The sequence below is a fragment of the Ensifer sp. ZNC0028 genome (genome assembly GCF_000799055.1).
Taxonomy (GTDB): domain Bacteria; phylum Pseudomonadota; class Alphaproteobacteria; order Rhizobiales; family Rhizobiaceae; genus Ensifer.
The window spans coordinates 1-16,670 of record NZ_JTLA01000073.1 but is presented as its reverse complement, the minus strand read 5'-3'; the positions used below and the strand labels follow the sequence as shown (position 1 = coordinate 16,670).

At 64.0% G+C, this 16,670-nt stretch carries 13 protein-coding genes, 1 tRNA gene and 1 pseudogene; 11 read left to right on the top strand and 4 right to left on the bottom strand.

Translation table 11 applies throughout. From position 1 onward, the window contains the following. Window positions 1-4 precede the first annotated feature (4 nt). Genes kdpB through L981_RS17410 form a run of 4 tightly spaced genes read left to right on the top strand, consistent with a single transcriptional unit; the run spans window position 5 to window position 6,102 of the window. A complete protein-coding gene (gene kdpB / locus L981_RS17425; protein WP_043618844.1) occupies window positions 5-2,122 on the top strand; it encodes a potassium-transporting ATPase subunit KdpB in 2,118 nt (705 codons plus the stop codon). 2 nt (window positions 2,123-2,124) lie between these two features. After that, a complete protein-coding gene (gene kdpC, locus L981_RS17420) occupies window positions 2,125-2,694 on the top strand; it encodes a potassium-transporting ATPase subunit KdpC (protein ID WP_043618840.1) in 570 nt (189 codons plus the stop codon). 22 nt (window positions 2,695-2,716) lie between these two features. Next, the gene (locus L981_RS17415) at window positions 2,717-5,413 is read left to right on the top strand and encodes a sensor histidine kinase KdpD (RefSeq protein ID WP_043618836.1); all 2,697 of its coding nucleotides are present in this window, start codon (window positions 2,717-2,719) and stop codon (window positions 5,411-5,413) included. Next, complete coding sequence (locus L981_RS17410; RefSeq protein ID WP_043618834.1) at window positions 5,410-6,102, top strand: response regulator; 693 nt, start codon at window positions 5,410-5,412, stop codon at window positions 6,100-6,102. The genes L981_RS17415 and L981_RS17410 overlap by 4 nt, the downstream gene beginning before the upstream one ends. A 31-nt stretch (window positions 6,103-6,133) precedes the next feature. Here the strand turns inward: L981_RS17410 and L981_RS17405 are convergent, their stop codons facing one another. Continuing rightward, the gene (locus L981_RS17405) at window positions 6,134-7,411 is read right to left on the bottom strand and encodes an alpha/beta hydrolase (RefSeq protein WP_043618914.1); all 1,278 of its coding nucleotides are present in this window, start codon (window positions 7,409-7,411) and stop codon (window positions 6,134-6,136) included. A gap of 190 nt (window positions 7,412-7,601) precedes the next feature. Then, window positions 7,602-8,774, bottom strand: a complete 1,173-nt coding sequence (gene ampC / locus L981_RS17400; RefSeq protein ID WP_043618831.1) for a class C beta-lactamase — start codon at window positions 8,772-8,774, stop codon at window positions 7,602-7,604. 549 nt (window positions 8,775-9,323) lie between these two features. On the opposite strand from ampC, the gene L981_RS17395 reads away from it, so the two are divergent. From L981_RS17395 to L981_RS17370, 6 genes are all read left to right on the top strand, one after another. Beyond that, entirely contained in the window at window positions 9,324-9,575 is a 252-nt protein-coding gene (locus L981_RS17395) for a glycine zipper 2TM domain-containing protein (protein WP_043618828.1), read from the top strand. A 17-nt stretch (window positions 9,576-9,592) separates the two neighbouring features. After that, window positions 9,593-9,943: an EF-hand domain-containing protein gene (locus L981_RS17390; protein WP_043618826.1), complete on the top strand. Its 351-nt coding sequence runs from the start codon at window positions 9,593-9,595 to the stop codon at window positions 9,941-9,943. A 399-nt stretch (window positions 9,944-10,342) separates the two neighbouring features. Next, window positions 10,343-11,704: a DUF3300 domain-containing protein gene (locus L981_RS17385; protein ID WP_043618822.1), complete on the top strand. Its 1,362-nt coding sequence runs from the start codon at window positions 10,343-10,345 to the stop codon at window positions 11,702-11,704. Between the two features lie 21 nt (window positions 11,705-11,725). After that, entirely contained in the window at window positions 11,726-12,682 is a 957-nt protein-coding gene (locus L981_RS17380; protein ID WP_043618818.1) for a DUF2950 domain-containing protein, read from the top strand. Window positions 12,683-12,686: 4 nt separating this feature from the next. Beyond that, window positions 12,687-13,919, top strand: a complete 1,233-nt coding sequence (locus L981_RS17375) for a hypothetical protein (protein ID WP_245281653.1) — start codon at window positions 12,687-12,689, stop codon at window positions 13,917-13,919. A gap of 194 nt (window positions 13,920-14,113) precedes the next feature. Beyond that, on the top strand, window positions 14,114-14,785 hold the full coding sequence (locus L981_RS17370; protein WP_043618815.1) for a VOC family protein: 672 nt from the start codon (window positions 14,114-14,116) through the stop codon (window positions 14,783-14,785). 80 nt (window positions 14,786-14,865) lie between these two features. Here the strand turns inward: L981_RS17370 and L981_RS17365 are convergent. Together L981_RS17365 and L981_RS17360 are read right to left on the bottom strand one after the other, a co-directional pair. Continuing rightward, window positions 14,866-14,941: transfer RNA gene (locus tag L981_RS17365), tRNA-Thr, on the bottom strand. Between the two features lie 76 nt (window positions 14,942-15,017). After that, window positions 15,018-16,028 (bottom strand): nitronate monooxygenase family protein, encoded by a 1,011-nt coding sequence (locus tag L981_RS17360; protein ID WP_043618812.1) that lies wholly within the window; start codon window positions 16,026-16,028, stop codon window positions 15,018-15,020. A gap of 341 nt (window positions 16,029-16,369) precedes the next feature. Here L981_RS17360 and L981_RS17355 point away from each other — a divergent pair. Then, window positions 16,370-16,670: pseudogene (locus L981_RS17355) on the top strand (biotin transporter BioY); the annotation flags it as partial.

Sequence of the window (16,670 nt, the reverse complement as noted above, 5' to 3'; positions counted from 1 at the left end):
ACACATGTCTTCCAAACCCATCGCTCCCAGTCTTCTGGACCCGGCGATCCTGCTGCCGGCGATCAAGGCGGCGTTCGTCAAGCTCGACCCGCGCCAGCTCGTGCGCAATCCGGTGATCTTCGTCACCGAAGTGGTCGCCGCCGTCGTCACCGGCCTCTTCGTCCGTGATCTCGTAACCGGCGGCGGAAGCGCGCTCTTTTCCGGCCAGATCGCTGCCTGGCTCTGGTTCACCGTGCTCTTCGCCACCTTTGCCGAAGCCGTCGCCGAAGGTCGTGGCAAGGCCCAGGCCGATAGCCTGCGCCGCACCAAGTCCGAGCTGACGGCGCGCAAGCTCGTCGCTGACGAAGGCCGTGAGACCCAGACGATCCCGGCGACATCGCTCAAGGTCGGCGACCTCGTGCTTGTCGAGGCCGGCGAACTGATCCCCGGCGACGGCGAAGTCGTCGAAGGCGTCGCTTCCGTCAACGAGAGCGCCATCACCGGTGAATCGGCGCCCGTCATCCGCGAATCCGGTGGCGACCGCTCGGCCGTCACCGGCGGCACGCAGGTGCTGTCCGACTGGATCAAGGTCCGCATCGGCGTCGCACCGGGCGACACCTTCGTAGACCGCATGATCGCTCTGATCGAGGGCGCCCAGCGCCAGAAGACCCCGAACGAGATCGCCCTTTCGATCCTGCTTTCGGGCCTGACGCTGATCTTCCTCGTCGCCGTCGTCACGCTCTGGGGCCTTGCCGGTTATTCCGGTACCGTTCTCTCGGTCACCGTGCTGGCCGCCCTGCTCGTAACGCTGATCCCGACCACCATCGGTGGTCTGCTCTCGGCGATCGGCATCGCCGGCATGGACCGTCTGGTCCGTTTCAACGTCATCGCCACCTCCGGCCGCGCTGTCGAGGCCGCCGGCGACGTCGATACGCTGCTGCTCGACAAGACCGGCACCATCACCTTCGGCAACCGCATGGCCGCCGACTTCATGCCGGTGCCGGGCGTTACCGAGGCCGAGCTTGCCGATGCCGCATTGCTTGCGAGCCTTGCCGACGAAACGCCGGAGGGGCGCTCGATCGCAGCGCTCGCCACTGGTGAATTTGGCCGCCAGACGCCAGATGTGTCGCTGCCCGCGTCCGACAAGGGTGAGGTCGTGGCGCTTGCCGTCGGGGGCGGCGCAAGCCGGGCCGGTGCTACCCGGATCGACGCGGTCATTCCCTTCGCTGCGGAAACGAGGCTTTCGGGCATCGACTTCGGCGGTCGCCGGCTGCGCAAGGGTGCCGTCGACTCGATCCTGAAGTTCACCGGCATCCGCGACGAGAACGTGCCGAACGAGTTTCGCCGCGCCGTCGACCAGGTGGCCCGCACCGGCGGCACCCCGCTTGCCGTCGCCGACGGTCCGCGCCTGCTTGGCGTCATCCACCTGAAGGATGTGGTCAAGCCCGGCATCAAGGAGCGTTTCGCCGCCCTGCGCGCGATGGGCATCCGCACGGTAATGGTCACTGGCGACAACCCGGTGACCGCGGCCGCCATCGCGTCCGAAGCCGGCGTCGACGACTTCCTCGCCGAAGCCACCCCCGAGGACAAGCTTGGCTACATCCGCAAGGAACAGCAGGGCGGTCGTCTCATCGCCATGTGCGGCGACGGTACCAACGACGCGCCGGCGCTCGCCCAGGCCGATGTCGGCGTCGCCATGCAGACCGGGACGCAGGCCGCCCGCGAGGCCGCTAACATGGTGGACCTCGATTCCAGCCCGACGAAACTCATCGAGATCGTCGAGATCGGCAAGCAGCTGCTGATGACCCGCGGGTCGTTGACGACCTTTTCGATCGCCAACGACGTGGCGAAGTACTTCGCCATCATCCCGGCGCTGTTCATCACCACCTATCCTGCCCTGGCCGCGCTCAACGTCATGGGCCTCGCCTCGCCGCAATCGGCGATCCTGTCGGCGGTGATCTTCAACGCGCTCATCATCGTCGCGCTGATCCCGCTGGCGCTGAAGGGCGTCAAGTACCGGCCGGTCGGGGCGGCAGCCCTTCTGCGCCGCAACCTGCTCGTCTACGGCCTCGGCGGCATCGTCCTGCCCTTCGCCGGCATCAAGCTCGTCGACCTTGCCGTCAACGCACTCAATCTGGTGTAACCATGCTGAACCAACTTCGCCCCGCCATCGTGATGATCGTGCTTTTGACCGCGATCACCGGCCTTGCCTATCCCTTTGCCATCACCGGCGCCTCGCAGGTGCTGATGCCCGCCCAGGCAAATGGCAGCCTCATCGAAAAGGACGGCACCCTCATCGGCTCCACCCTCATCGGCCAGAACTTCACCTCCGACAAATATTTCTGGCCGCGGCCCTCCGCGACCGGTCCGGAAGCCTACAACGCCGGCGCTTCGAGCGGCTCCAACCTCGGCACAACCTCGGTCAAGCTGAAGGATCGCGTTGCAGCCGACGTCGAGCGGCTGAAGGCGGCCGGCGTCAACGGTGAAATTCCGGCGGATGCGGCGACCACGTCAGGCTCCGGTCTCGACCCGCACATCACGCCGGCCTTTGCCGAAGCCCAGGTTGCCCGCGTCGCCAAGGCGCGGGGTCTGAGCGAAGCGGACGTTGCCGGCCTGGTTTCCAGGGCGACGGAGGAACGGCTGTTCGGGGTCGTAGGCGAGCCGCGCGTCAATGTGCTAGAACTGAACCTCGCCCTTGATGCGCCCCGAACCTGATTCCTCACGCCTGAGATCATGAATGCCCGACAGTGAACGCGACGCCAAAAGTCGCCCGGATCCAGACGCATTGCTGGCGCTTGCCGCGCAGGACCGCCGGGGAAAGCTGACCGTATTCCTCGGTGCCGCTCCCGGCGTCGGCAAGACCTATGCGATGTTGTCGCGGGCCCGCCGACTGAAGGACGACGGCATCGATATCGTCGTCGGGCTGGTGGAGACGCATGGGCGCAGCGAGACCGCAGCGCTCATCGATGGATTGGAAATACTGCCGCGCCGCGATGTGAACCATCGCGGCCGCGTGCTGTCGGAGTTCGACCTGGACGCCGCCCTTGCGCGGCGTCCGAGGATCATCGTCGTCGACGAACTGGCCCATAGCAACCCGGCCGAAAGCCGGCACCCCAAGCGCTACCAGGACATCGAGGAACTGATCGCCGCCGGCATCGATGTCTGGACCGCGCTCAACATCCAGCATCTCGAGAGCCTCTCGGACATCGTCGCCCAGATTACCGGTGTTCCCGTGCGCGAGCGGGTGCCGGATACCGTGCTGAAGCGGGCCGACGAGGTGCTGCTTGTCGACCTGCCGCCGGCCGAGTTGATCGAGCGCCTGAAGGACGGCAAGGTCTATCTGCCCGATAGCGCCAAGCGCGCCGTCGACCGCTTCTTCCGCCTCGGCAACCTGACGGCGCTGCGCGAACTCGCGCTCCGGCGTACGGCCGACCGGGTCGACGACCAGATGGTCGACTACCTCAAGCAGAACGCGATCGAAGGCATCTGGGCGAGCGGAGAGCGCCTGCTCGTCTGCATCGGCCCCGATCCGCTGTCGGAGAAGGTCGTCAGAACCGCAAGCCGGCTTGCCGAGGGCTTGAACGCACCCTGGATCGTCGTCTTCATCGAGCGCGCCGACCGCGAGAGCGGCGACGGCGAGGACGTGCGCCGGCTCGACGAAACCTTCCGTCTTGCCGAACAGCTCGGCGCCGAAACCCGCCGCATCGTCGGCAATGATTTCGTCGAGGAAATCCTGAAGCTCGCGCGCCGCGAACACGCGACGCAGATCGTCATCGGCGCGCGCCGCCAATCCTTCCCGATGCGGTTCTTCCGGCAATCGCTTCCCGACGCCCTGGCCGAGCGCGTGTCCGGCATCGGCATCTACCTCGTTACCGACCGCGAGACGACGCCCGTCAAGCGGCGATCAAAGAGGAAGAGGACGCTGCCGCCGGGAACCGGGCGGGCGATCGGCATCGCTGCCGGATCGGTCGCCATTTCGACCGGTGTCGGCCTGCTGCTCGGCCGTTTCGTCGTCCTGCCCAACATCTCGCTGCTTTATCTGCTCGCGGTGCTCGCATCCGCGACCTATGCCGGCCATATCGCGGCGATCGCCGCAGCGCTGTTTTCGGTGCTCGCCTACAATTTCTTTTTCATCAAGCCGACCGGCACCTTCACCATCGCCGAGCCGCACGAGGTTTTCGCGCTTGTCGTCTTTCTCGTGGCGGCCGCTCTCGCCGGCAGCCTCGCCTCCCGCGTGCGCGAACAGGCGAAGGCAGCGCGGCAGCGTGCCGCCGCGACCCAGGCGCTTTATGATTTTTCCCGCAAGCTTTCCGGCACGGCCAAGCCGGACGACGTGCTTTGGGCGGCGGTGACGCAGATGCAGTCGACGCTGAAACGCAGCGCCGCCCTCTTGTTGCCTGAGGAAGGCGACCTGCAGCTGAAGGCAGCCTGGCCGCCGGACACCGAACTCGACGTCACGGACATCATGGCGGCGCGCTGGGCGATGGATAAACGCGAGCCGGCCGGCAATGGCACCGGCACGTTGCCGAACAGCCCCTTCCACTTCCGTCCGCTGACAAGCCCGCATGGCGTTGTCGGCGTCTGTGGCTTCGTCCAGGCGGACAAGCCACTGGAGATCAACGAAGAGCGGGCACTGGCGGCGATCCTCGACCAGACGGCGATCGCGGTCGACCGGGCGCGCCTGTCGCGCGAAAGCCTCGACCAGGCCGCCAAGCTCGAAGGCGAACGGTTCCGCGCTGCTCTTCTCTCATCCATCTCGCATGACCTGAGAACCCCGCTTGCAACCATCACCGGTGCCGTCACCAGCCTGCGCCAGCTCGGCGACCGCATGCCGCCGGAAAGCCGCGACGACCTGTTGCAGTCGATCGAGGAGGAGGGCGGCCGGCTGACGCGCTTCGTCGCCAACCTGCTCGACATGACCCGCATCGAGGCCGGCACCGTCAACGCCAAGCGCGATTGGGTCGATGTCGCCGACGTCGTGCGGGCCGCCGTCGATCGCGCCCGAAAGTATTTCCCGGACCGCGAGATCGAGACCAGCATTGCAGCCGACCTGCCCTTGATGCGCGGCGACAGCGTGCTGCTCGGCCAGGTGCTGTTCAACCTGCTCGACAATGCCAACAAGTATGGTGGCGACGAGCCGATCAGCATCTATGCCCGTACCGAAGGCAGCGAGATCGTGCTGTCGGTAACCGATCTCGGCAAGGGCATCCCGCCGCGGGATCTCGAGCAGGTCTTCGAGAAATTCTTCCGCCGCGGCAAGGCCGACGGCCGCACGCCGGGAACGGGGCTGGGACTGTCGATCGCCAGGGGCTTCGTCGAGGCGATGGGCGGACAGATCAAGGCGGAAAGCCCGGCGCTTCGCCGCCGCGGCACGCGCATTTCCATGCGCTTTCCCGCGGCCAAGGCTGAAATTTCCGAAAAGGACCGTGCATGAGCGTGGAGCGTATCCTCGTCGTCGACGACGAACCCCAGATCCAGCGTTTCCTGAAACCCGCGCTGAGTGCCGCCGGCTATGACGTTCGCGAGGCGATGACCGGTGCCGAGGCGCTGAAGGCAGCCGCGACGATGGCGCCGGATGTCGTCATCCTCGATCTCGGCCTGCCGGACATGGACGGCAAGGAGGTCATCACCAACTTGCGCGGCTGGTCGCAGGTGCCGATCATCATCCTGTCGGCCCGCGACCGGGAAAGCGAAAAGATCGCAGCGCTCGATCTCGGCGCCGACGATTACATCGAAAAGCCCTTCGGCATCGGCGAACTGACCGCCCGCATCCGCGCGGCCCTTCGCCACCGGGTGCAGATGGAAGGCGGCCAGACGCAGCTGTCCGCCGATGGTGTTTCGATCGACACGATCAAGCGGGTGGTGACGAAGGACGGCGAGCCCGTCCGGCTGACGCCGAAGGAATACGACCTCCTGGTGATGCTGGCGCATCACGCCGGCCGCGTCGTGACCCACAAGACGCTGCTGACCTCGGTCTGGGGCGTGGCCCATGGCGAAGACCTGCATTATCTGCGCGTCTTCATCGGGCAATTGCGCGGCAAGATCGAGCGCGACCCGGCCGATCCGAAGATCATCCGCACGGAGCCGGGCGTCGGCTATCGCTTCGTCGGCGACGACGGTTGACGGCGGTTGCCGCCAACGGTCACTGAGACCCTTACTTGATCTTCACCGGCGTCGGCATGTCGGTCGCGAGCGTGTCTCCGACGACCACCTTCTTCTTCTTTGCCGGCTGCGGGTTTTCGAGGATCGACACAGGTGCCGAGACCGTCACGGCCGCGACGTTGCCGACGTTTCTGGCGGTGCCGGCGACGACTGCGGCAATGCCGGTACCGACAGAGATGTCGGAGTCGGTCAGCGTCTGGCCGGTGGCGAGCCGCGTGCCGATGAGCTGGACGATCTCGGGGCTTTCTGCAAACTTTCCGTGGTGCAGGCCGTCCTCGGACTTCACCTTTGTCAGGTCGATGGCGGTGATGCCGGCCTTTTCCAGCTGGGTCCGGTAGGGCTCGGCCGACGGGTCGATTGCGCCGAGGCGCGAGACGTCGCCGGAGATGAAGCTCGAAAGCGCCAGCGCCCGGTCGTCCTGCGAAACGAAGATCGTGAATTTCGGCCGCTTGTGGCCCATCTCGACAAACTGCTTGGCAAAGACGTCGAGGTCGATATCCGGCGAAGCGAGAATGACGTTCTCGATCTTCGATGGCACGTTGCCGTCGCGGATGCCCATCTGGCGCAGCGATTCCATCGTCAGCCAGGTGCCCATGGAATGGGCGAGGATGGTTATGCTCTTGACCTTCGGCGCATCGGAGAGCTTTTTCAGAATGTCTTCAAGCGCCGTGCGCGAATAATTCGTGCTTTCCTTGTCGTAATTGTAGTCGAACACGTTGGCGCGCGAAGGCCAGGTGAAGAGGACCGGCGTTGCCTGGACGTCCGAGTCATGGACGATCTGCGCAAGCCTGTAGACTGAGTCCTCATAGCGGTTGTTGAAGCCATGCACGAAGACGAAGGCATTGCCGCCGACATCGTGCTGCACGAACCAGGATTTGGCCTCGTCGAGCGACCTGAGTTCATTGACCCGCGTGACGGCGAATTCCTTGGCCGGATCCGGTGGCAGCTTCTTCGGCCATTGTACCGTGCCCGACTTGCGTGCCGTTTCCGGCGGGATCGAAACCGCGACATCGGTAAGGAAGGTGTTGGCGTCGCGCTCGCCGGAAAAGAGTGTCGCCGGATCGCCCGAGGGTTCGCGCGTGGTCGCCACAAGCATGTCGACGGTGGAGGCGCCTGGAACCGGCGCGGTCAGCGCGACGGGCGCCATCACGCCCTTGGCATGGCCGCCGCAGCCGGCGAGCAGCGCCAAGCCGGCCAGCACGAATATCGTTCGTCCCCTGCCTGCACGCCCCTGCTGTTGTGAATCCTGAAATCCCACCCACTCGAACATCGGCATCCCCACATACGCCTGAACTCGACTGCAACTAATAGCGCTTTCGCGAAGCGCAGATGACAATACTCGGCGCGAATATGCAAGCGGGCGCTGATTGACGTTTCGCTACAGAGTTGTTGGTGAATGTCGATTCCCGCGCCGCGGGCTTGCCGCGACACGAGGATTTAGCCGTGGGAAAACCCCGCCGCTACTTCGCCGTCGCTTCCAACGCCTTCAGGATCGCGTGGGCCGCCTTGATCCGCTCGGGGTTGGGGAAGTTGCGGTTGGCGAGCATCACGATGCCGATCTTCTTCTCCGGCACGAAGACGACATAGCCGCCGAAACCGTTGGTGGAGCCGGTCTTGTTGTAGAGCGTCGAACCGTCGGGTTGCTTCGGCGGGCTCAATGCCTTGACCGGGTTGCTCTTCAGGGCCATGTCGCGCGAATTGCCGTCGAGCAGCCGCTCCAGCGAGACCGGGTAGGGGTACTGCTCCCAGCCGAGCCCCTGCACCATCTTGCCGCTGTCGAAATACCCCACATGGGTGGCTTCGATCGCCTCGCGGATAGGCCCGTCCAACTGTTCAGGCCGGATGTTGGCCTCGACGAAGCGGATCATGTCTGCCGCCGACGACTTCACCCCATAGGCCTCCGCGTCGAACGTGCCGGCGGTGACGCGAATGGGCTTGTCGGCCTTGCCGTAGCCCCAGGCGTAGCTGCCCATCTGGCTGTCGGGAACGCGGACATAGCTGTGCTTCAGCCCGAGCTTGGGAAAGATCTCGCTTTCGAGAACCGCGCTGAAGTCGCCGCCCATCGCCAATGCCGCGGTGTGGCCGAAGAGGCCGATGCTCGGGTTGGAATAGCGACGCTTCTTGCCGGGCTTGGCTTCCGGCTTCCACGTGCTGAAATAGCCGACCATGTCGGCGTCGCTCTTGACCGCGTCGGGGAACTGCAGCGGCAGCCCGCCGGCGGTATAGGTGCCGAGATGGAGGAGGGTCGCCTTGTCAATCGCCGTGCCCGCAAGGGCCGGCATGAATTTGCCGGGATGGTCGTCGAACGAGAGTTTGCCGGTTACCTGCGCATAGGACGCCAGTGTCGAGGCGAAAGTCTTGCTGATCGAGCCGAGTTCGAACAACGTATCTTCGGTGACGGGAGCCTTCGTTTCCTTGGAAGCGACGCCGTAATTCATGAAGTAGCGCTGGCCGTCAACGGTCACCGCGACGGCGATGCCCGGCACCTTGTGTTCGTGCATGACAGGGCGGATTGCCTTGTCCACGGCAGCGGCAATCTGGGCCCGATCGCCGCCTTCGGCGAGTGCGTTCGACGCCAGGGCTGCAAGGGTTGCAGTAGCAAGGCCTAATTTAATTGTCGCCAATCTGTCCATTCGATGTGTTCTCTCTCGATAGGTGTTTTGTCGGTGGCGCGGGCATTGGGGGGGACGTGCGGCCACGGTCGGAGATGGGGTGTCGGATCGAGCCGGCGCTTTACCAACCCCATTTTCCCGTCAGGTGATGGAGACCTGCAAGGGGAGACCTGCAAGGGGAGCCCAGCAGGACGGCAAAGAGCTAGACCGCCCGGCCCGACGGTACAAATGACGATATTTCGAGGGAGACCCTAGAAAATCTAAGGTGAGATGTCGCGCCGGGGGAGATGATTTTCAGGGGGCGAAGGCGGCGGCGAGGGGACGTTGGCGCGTGCATTCCATAAAATTGCGTGGTCCGTTGTCATTGCGGGCGCTCGGGCGTAGTATTCGCCGGCAGTTTAGGGCCCTGTTGTTGCCAGGCTGCATGTTTAATCCACGAGCTGCTTCTGATCGAACAGAAGAGTCTCCCCGATTCCGGGAGCATATTCGGAAGCTTATTTACATCCGACGCCAATCAATGGCGCCTCCGCCGATCTCTATTGCAATCAGACGGCCATATTGGAGGATAAAATGAGCAAGCAGACCATAACTCTCATTCTTGCCGGCGCCCTAGCCTTATCAGGGTGCCAATCGGCCTATATGTCCAAGAGCGGTTCGACCGGCAACGAATTCGGCTGCATTGCCGGAACCGTTGGTGGGGCCATCGTCGGCGGCCTGATCGGCTCGACCATTGGTTCAGGCACCGGTCAGCTATGGGCCGTTGGTGGTGGAGCAACACTCGGCGCTGCTGCCGGCAACGCGCTGACATGCCGCTATTATTGATCGAGGAACAAAGCAGGATGAAGAAAATCGTTCTTATGAGCGTGCTTGCGCTCGGCCAGATCACACCGGCGATCGCGCAGCAAGCTGCGACGATGAACCAGGGACAGATGAGCGCGCTCGACAGCAACAAGGACGGCGCGGTCGAGCGGTCCGAGTACGAGGCCTTCATGGCGAGCGCCTTCGACAATCTCGACAAGAACAAGGACGGAAACCTTACGTCCGACGAGACGAAGCTGGCGCTGAACGCTCAGCAGTTTGCCGCCACCGACGCCAACGGCGACGGCAAGATCAGCCGGAACGAGTTTCTGGATCGGGTGATGGCGGATTTCAAAACTGCGGATCGAAGCGGCGACGGCAGCCTGAAATGATGCACGGAGCCGGAGCCGGCCGCCATGAAGTTCGGCCGTCCCGGCTGCCGGCATAGGCTCCGGCCCACGGCATCGCGTAAGAAAGGAGGCGTGCACGCTGACATGACCTCATTTTCCGGTTGCATTTGCCGGGCGTTCTGTTTCTCTTAGCTAAAATTCACCGGCAGCTGGCCAGCTGGCTGCCGGTGCTCATGCCGCTCTTCCTGATTGTCCCATTCGGCTTTCTGACAAGCGACCTAGTTCCCAATGCAAGCATCCGTCTTGCGCAAGGGGACGTCGACGACAGCGAAGGGGAATTCTCGCGATTGCTCCGCCGGCCGCATGGCCGGCGCCTTGACGTCCAAGCCGGGGGATCTCCCGGGCTCGTTTGTTGATCGTTGTGCCTGGATAGGAGAGACCATGTTCGACCGACCTCGTTCTTTGCGTGCGCCGACGGTGGCATTGCTTGCCATGCTGACGGGTTCGTTTGCGGTGGGCACTGCGCTGGCGCAGGAGCAGGCCGCCACCCAGGCGGCGAGCGAAGAGGCGCCGCAGCCGCTCAGCGAAGACGAACTCGAGGTCCTCGTCGCGCGCATTGCGCTCTATCCCGACGAACTCGTGGCGCTCGTGACCTCCGCTTCGCTCTATCCGCTGCAGATCGTCGAGGCGGAGCGCTTCCTTGAGGATTCGAAGACCAAGAAGGACATGAAGCCGAAGGACAGTTGGGACGGCAGCATCGTTTCGCTGCTGAACTACCCCCAGATCGTCAAGATGATGAGCGACGACCTCGACTGGACCCAGTCGCTCAGCGACGCGCTCGCCTACCAGCAGCAGGATGTGCTCGTCGCCATCCAGCAATTGCGCGACAAGGCGGTCGCCGACGGCGTCATCAAGTCGGACGACAAGGTGGTGGTGAAGCAGGAAAACAACAACGTTGTGATCCAGGCCGCCGATCCGGAGAAAATCTACGTCCCGCAATACGAGCCGCAGATGCTCTACGATCCGGGCTATCAGCCGGCCCCGATCGCCTATTATCCCGAGCCCTATCCGAATTACTACTATCCGACGGCGACCTTCTTTGCCGGCGTGGTCACGGGCGCTGCCTTTGCCGCGGTCGTCGACTGGGACGACTGGGGCGTCTGGGGCGGACGCTGGAACGGCGGCGATGTCGATATCGACTGCAACAACTGCTTCAACAACGTCAACGGCAAGGTGAAGTTCAACGACGTCGACTGGAAGAATGTCGATCGCAGCAAGATCACGTTCGACAAGAACCAGTTCGCCAAGATCGATCGCACCTCGATGGAGCGGGACTTCAAGTCGGCGAAAGGCAACAACATCGCCAACCGGGCGAAGGTGGCCCGCACCGACCAGGTCGGCGCGGCGGCAAACCGGGCCGGTAGCCGGGTCTCGGTCGACGATGTCCGCAAGAGCAAGGTCGAGGCGCGCCAGCGCGAAAATGTCGGGCGAGCCAACGCAACTCCTGGCGACCGCAAGCCGGGCAACCAGGTCAAGGCAAGGCCTGACGGTGCCGGCAAGATCGGCAATGCCAAGCCCGCGGCCCGGGCCGACCGGCAGGTCGCCAAGCCGAAACCGGGTGGCAAGATCGATCGTGGTGGCGGTGGCAAGCCATCGGCGCTCGGCCAGGTCCAGAGTGGACGGGTCACCAAGGTCCAGTCGGATCGCGGTCGACAGGCGCTCGGCGGCGGCCAGCGCGGTGGTGGCCAGCCGCATCGCGAAATCAAGCGCGGTGGCGGTGGTGGCGGCGGACGGCACCGGTAACCGAAGGAGAGGAGAACGAAAATGACCAAGCGCGTACATCATCTGCTCCTGTCCTCCGTAGCTGCCGCCCTGCTCGTCAGCGGTTCCGCGACGTTCGCGGCGGAGCAGGATGCCGCGGCGCACACGCCGCTCTCCGACTATGCGGCAGCAAGCGATCCGCCGGTGTTCGACACGTCGGAACAGGCCGTCGACGCCTTCAAGTCGGCCGTCGCTTCCGGCGATTTCGACAAACTCGCAAATCTCGTCGGCCTTGATGCCGCCAAGGCCAAGACGAGCGACGGCGTCATGGATGCCTATGCCGATATTCAGGCAGGGGTGAAGAAGAAGGTGGCGGTGCAGGATGTCGAGAACCGCAAGGTTCTGGAGATCGGTGAGGTGCTCTGGCCCTTCCCGTTCCCGATCGCCAAGGGCGACGACGGCAAGTGGGCCTTCGACACCTATGTCGGGCTCGAGGAGATCGCCAATCGCCTCGTTGGCCGCAACGAACTCGACACGATCGCGACGGTCCGCGCCTATGTCGAGGCGCAGGAGGAATACGCGCTCGAGGATCATGACGGCGACGGCGTTCTCGAATACGCGCAGAAGCTGATCAGCAGCGAGGGCAAGACCGACGGGCTCTACTGGCCTGCCGGTGAAGGCGAGCCGCAAAGCCCGGCCGGCGAAGCGCTCGCCGATGGCGCCGTGCTTGCCAAGGCGCGGGCCGGCAAGGGCTATTTCGGCTATCGCTACCGGGTGCTGACGAGCCAGGGCGACAACATCGCCGGCGGCAAGTTCGACTACATCATCAACGGCAACATGATCGCCGGCTTCGCGCTGGTCGCCTGGCCTGTGCGCTATGGGGCGACGGGCGTGCACACCTTCGTCGTCAATCGCAATGGGACGGTCTACCAGGCCGATCTCGGCGACAAGACCGAGAGCGTTGCGCAAGGGATCCGGCAGTTCAATCCGAACGACAACTGGCAGGTCGTGGAGGATTGACGCCATGAGCGCAGCGGTCCCCGGAGACAATCTGCCCGGCAGCCAGCCTGCCGGGGACCCCGCGGCGACGCGGCAAGGCAAGATCGCCGAGTATCTCGCTTCGCATGGCGGGCCGTTCTTCGAGCTTCAGGCGCGGTTGAAGCTCCTGCGCTCCAACGCGCTGCAGTCGGGCAAGCGCGCCTTTGTTTTCGTCGCGCTTGCCTGGGGCGTTCCCTTTCTGCTCGGCCTGCCCGACAGCCTGTCGCTCGATCACGCTCAAGGTTCCTTCCTCACCGACCCGGGCGTGTGGGCGAAGTTCTTCATCGCGATCGCCGCCTTTGTGCTGGCCGAGCAACAGGTCGAACGGGGCCTGCGCATCAAGCTCGGGCAGTTTGCCCGCGCGCCGCTGATCGCGCCGAGTTCGATGCCGGCGGCCGCCCAGGCGATATCCACGGCGCTGAAACGGCGCGACTCCCGGCTCGCCGAATTGATCTGCCTCGGCCTTGCGGCGCTGGCCGCGCTGCTGTCGTTCCTCAATTTCCACACGTCGGACATTTCCTTCTGGGCTGTGCAGCATACGGCCGAGGGCAACCGGATTACGGCGGCCGGATGGTGGTCGATCTGCGTCAGTCTGCCGTTCTTCGTCTTCCTGTTCCTGCGCGGCGTCTGGCGGCACCTTGTCTGGGCGCAGCTATTGCGAAAGATCGCCGATCTGGAACTGCGCCTCGTCGCCGCCCATCCCGATGGCAAGGGCGGGCTCGGTTTCCTGTCGCAGTACCCGAACGCCTACATGTTCTTCGTCTTCGGCATGAGTGCCGCGATCGCCGCCGCCGTCATGAAGCACCTCCTGCAGGAGACGCTGTCGATGACGACCTTCAGCATGATCATGAGTGGGTGGCTGGCGATCGTCATCGCCTTCTTCGCCTATCCGCTGTCGGCCTTCTCCAAGCCGCTGGCAAAGTTGAAGGAAAGCGGTCTCTTGATGCTCGGGGTGCAGGCGACCCGCTTCCAGCGCGCCGCCGAACGCAAGGTGCTCGGCCGCAATGTGGCCGCCGATCCCGGCCCTGAAGCGGACGAGGAGATCGCCGACCCGGGCAAGCTGTTCGACGCGACCAAGAAACTCTCGACCATGCTCATCAGCCGCGACGCCGTCGTGCCGGTCGCTGCCGCCGCTCTCATTCCCTTCGCCGTCGCAGGCGCGACCAGGCTGCCGTACAAGGAAGTGTTTTCTGTCCTGAAGAAACTGTTGCTGCTGTGACGCGCGCAGCTTCGTCGGGGAGGCCGTATCCTGATCAGGCGGGGCCTGTCTGATTGGCTTGTTACCGTGACGTTCGAAAACGGAAAATCCGGCTATCCGTGGGCCAGGATCGGGAAGCGTCTTGACCTCAACTTAAGTTGAGGTCTTATGAACATGTCCGATAGAGCCAATTGCCATGTGACGGATCGGACTTCATGCACATCTCCAGATTGATTCTGCCAGCATCGGACATAGCCAGAAGTGCGGCCTTCTTTCGCGACGTTCTCGAACTGCCGCCGGCCGGGGATTCCATCCAGGTGGGGCGGAGCGAAATTCAGCTGATCCCGGCGGCTGAGGGAGCGCCGCACGGCGTGCACCTGGCCTTCAACGTTCCCTTTGAGCGTTTTGATATGGCCGTCGCTTGGTTGGAGGGGCGGACATCGCTCCAAAGGGAGCCGGGTGGAGACACGTGCTTTGCCCTTGAAGGAGACTGGCAATCGAGGTCGGTCTACTTCGATGGTCCCGACGATGCCGTGCTCGAATTGATCGGTCGCCGCAGGCTGGCCCATCCCGCGGGCAAGCGACCGTTCAGCGGCGCTGACCTGTCCTGCCTGAGCGAGGTCGGCGTTCCATCCGAAGATGTCGAGGGTATGGTGGCCGAGGCGGCCTGGACGTTCGGTGTCGGAACGGTCGGGCCAGCCTCGTCCAGCTTTGCCGCGATCGGCAATGATGAAGGCATGCTGATCGCCGTCGATCCGAACCGGCCGTGGTTTCCGGAGAAGCGTCAACGACCGGGTGCCAATGGACTGGAGATTTGGGTGAACGACGTGAAGTCACCTGGAACTATGTCTGATGCCAAGCACGGCTGGAAAGTCCGAGCAAGATAGGGCATGTCCCGGCCGCTTGGCTGACGACAGGAAGCGGTGCTTACGCTCTCCGGCGAATGTGCTCTGATTTTCAGGAAGAATGGTGCCGCTTACGTGACTCGAACACGTGACCCCATCATTACGAATGATGTGCTCTACCGACTGAGCTAAAGCGGCCCGGAGGCAGTTCCGCGGAAGTCCGCGGAACGAATGTGAGGCGCTGATAAACGCAAAGCGCCGAGATTTCAAGCCATCAGTTGCGAGAACTTGAAAATTCCTTGTTGGCTGTCGCTGCGGGTGTGGAATGCAGGCCGAGGCGGGTGCGGGCCGCGTCGTATTCGCGCTCCAGCCGGTCGACCATGCGGGCGACGGATGTCACTTCCTTGACTGCGCCGATGCCCTGGCCGCAGCCCCAGATGTCCTTCCAGGCCTTGGCGCCATCAGTCGCTGCGCCGAAATCCATCTTCGACGGGTCGGCCTCGGGCAGGTTTTCCGGATCCATGCCGGCGGCCGAGATCGAGGGCTTCAGGTAGTTGCCGTGGATGCCGGTGAAGTAATTGGAGTAGACGATGTCGGCCGCATTGCTGTCGACGATCATCTGCTTGTAGGCGTCGCTGGCGCGTGCCTCTTCCGTCGCGATGAAGGGCGAGCCGATATAGGCCATGTCGGCGCCCATCGCCTGGGCCGCGAGAATGGCGCCGCCGGTCGCGATCGCACCGGACAGAAGCAGCGGCCCGTCGAACCAGGAGCGGATCTCCTGGACCAATGCGAAGGGGGACAGCGTGCCCGCATGGCCACCGGCGCCGGCAGCAACCGCGATCAGGCCGTCGGCGCCCTTGCGGATCGCCGAATTGGCATGGCGATTGTTGATGACGTCATGAAGCACGATGCCGCCATAGGAATGGATGGCGGCATTGACCTCCGGCACGGCGCCGAGCGAGGAAATGACGACCGGCACCTTGTACTTGACGCAGAGCATCAGATCCTGCTCGAGCCGTGCATTGGACTTGTGCACGATCTGGTTGACGGCAAAGGGCGCGGCGCGCCGTCCCGGATTCTTGGCATCGTGATCGGCGAGCGTCTCGGTGATCTCCGCCAGCCATTCGTCGAGTTGCGATTGCGGGCGGGCGTTCAACGCCGGGAAGGCGCCGATCACGCCGGCCTTGCATTGCGCGATCGTCAGCTTCGGGTTGGAAATGATGAACAGGGGGGCGCCGACAACCGGCAGTCTCGTCGTTCCGGAAAGAATTGGCGGAAGCGGCATCGGTTTCTCCATCCCTCGGTAAGGCGCGCCAAATTTTTGACGTTTGCGTAAACGTCAAAATAGATAGCAGCAAGTTCGCCGCTTGCAAAGGGCGGCTTGACCGCGATGTCGCCGCCTCTTTTTCGCGCAGGCGCGGCCAAGCAAAGCGTTTTCCCCCGCCTTGGCCGGCAGCGCCCGTCGCCGGACTTGCGGATTTTGGCAGCAGCGGTTACGCAATTGTTAACAAAACCAACGGCGTGCCTCCAGATTTAACCCTTATGCCCTTGCGGTTGGATCGAGAGCGGTGGTCAACCGCGGCGCGCCGGCAGGTCCAAAGCCCTGCCTACACAGAAGGACTTGATGTGAGCGGACTTGAGACTGCAATCAGAAATGCCCTTGAGCGCTCCGATCGCTCCAATGCGGAAACGCGGGCGCGCATCTATCAATCTGCCCGCCAGGCGCTGGAAACCGGACTGCAGAAGCAGGGTATCGAGGACGGCAACGTCATCGCCCAGCAGCGCCATCGGCTCGAAGCCGTCATCCATGCGATCGAAACGGAGGAGAGAGCGGCGCTGAGGACGCGACAGCCGGCACCGCCGGTGGTCAGCCTCGACGATGCCGCGCGGGCGCGCGGGGCCGCACAGCCGCGGGTCGAGCCGCAAG

Bases quoted from the DNA above. Each gene is read 5' to 3' on its own strand.
- kdpB (WP_043618844.1), top strand. From the start codon at position 5: ATGTCTTCCAAACCCATCGCTCCCAGTCTTCTGGACCCGGCGATCCTG.
- kdpC (WP_043618840.1), top strand. From the start codon at position 2,125: ATGCTGAACCAACTTCGCCCCGCCATCGTGATGATCGTGCTTTTGACC.
- L981_RS17415 (WP_043618836.1), top strand. From the start codon at position 2,717: ATGCCCGACAGTGAACGCGACGCCAAAAGTCGCCCGGATCCAGACGCA.
- L981_RS17410 (WP_043618834.1), top strand. From the start codon at position 5,410: ATGAGCGTGGAGCGTATCCTCGTCGTCGACGACGAACCCCAGATCCAG.
- L981_RS17405 (WP_043618914.1), bottom strand. From the start codon at position 7,411: ATGTTCGAGTGGGTGGGATTTCAGGATTCACAACAGCAGGGGCGTGCA.
- ampC (WP_043618831.1), bottom strand. From the start codon at position 8,774: ATGGACAGATTGGCGACAATTAAATTAGGCCTTGCTACTGCAACCCTT.
- L981_RS17395 (WP_043618828.1), top strand. From the start codon at position 9,324: ATGAGCAAGCAGACCATAACTCTCATTCTTGCCGGCGCCCTAGCCTTA.
- L981_RS17390 (WP_043618826.1), top strand. From the start codon at position 9,593: ATGAAGAAAATCGTTCTTATGAGCGTGCTTGCGCTCGGCCAGATCACA.
- L981_RS17385 (WP_043618822.1), top strand. From the start codon at position 10,343: ATGTTCGACCGACCTCGTTCTTTGCGTGCGCCGACGGTGGCATTGCTT.
- L981_RS17380 (WP_043618818.1), top strand. From the start codon at position 11,726: ATGACCAAGCGCGTACATCATCTGCTCCTGTCCTCCGTAGCTGCCGCC.
- L981_RS17375 (WP_245281653.1), top strand. From the start codon at position 12,687: ATGAGCGCAGCGGTCCCCGGAGACAATCTGCCCGGCAGCCAGCCTGCC.
- L981_RS17370 (WP_043618815.1), top strand. From the start codon at position 14,114: ATGCACATCTCCAGATTGATTCTGCCAGCATCGGACATAGCCAGAAGT.
- L981_RS17360 (WP_043618812.1), bottom strand. From the start codon at position 16,028: ATGCCGCTTCCGCCAATTCTTTCCGGAACGACGAGACTGCCGGTTGTC.